Origin of the sequence: Novosphingobium endophyticum (assembly GCF_014640675.1) — a bacterium.
GTDB classification, from domain to species: Bacteria; Pseudomonadota; Alphaproteobacteria; order Sphingomonadales; family Sphingomonadaceae; genus Novosphingobium; species Novosphingobium endophyticum.
The window spans coordinates 1-520 of the sequence record NZ_BMHK01000120.1 but is presented as its reverse complement, the minus strand read 5'-3'; the positions used below and the strand labels follow the sequence as shown (position 1 = coordinate 520).

Here is a 520-nt window from a genome sequence, read left to right as displayed (position 1 = left end):
GGCGTGAAGCGGTCGGCATAGCAGATGACCGTGCCTTTTTCGCCGCGCCGGACATGGCCGCCTGCCTTCTCGGCCTGCCTGTATGTCAGCCAGCGCTGCGAGGAATAGCCCCCGCCAATGCCAGCCGCCCACAGGATCAGCACATTGATCCCGGAATAGATCCGCCCCGAAACCCCGTTATGCGGCATCGTGCAGGGGCAGCGCGAAGCATCCCACGGCTGCACCCAGGGCAATCTGCCTTCTTCCAGCTCGGCGATGATCTTGGCGGTAACCCCACCATAGAGGCTCTGACGGTCCGACCTGCTCATGTCTCCTTTGCTCCTTTCCTGAACCGCCATGGACCGGCGCCAGGGTGGCGGGGGGCGGCAGGAGCGAACCGACAGCCCCGCCGGCTGAAGGCGGGGCGCACCTGACAAGGCCGTAATGAAATGGAGGACCCGGGAGCGAAGCGGACGGGTTGCGCGCCGCCGAGGCGGGGCTACAGGGCAGCGACGCCCCCCGCCACCTTGGAGCCGAGGCT

Annotated in this window: 1 protein-coding gene; it reads right to left on the bottom strand. The window is 67.1% G+C overall.

Annotated elements, in window-relative coordinates; translation table 11 throughout:
• The coding region (locus tag IEX32_RS20510) for an ArdC-like ssDNA-binding domain-containing protein (RefSeq protein ID WP_188773370.1) at positions 1-308 on the bottom strand (308 nt) is incomplete at its 3' end.
• Between the last annotated feature and the right edge of the window lie 212 nt (positions 309-520).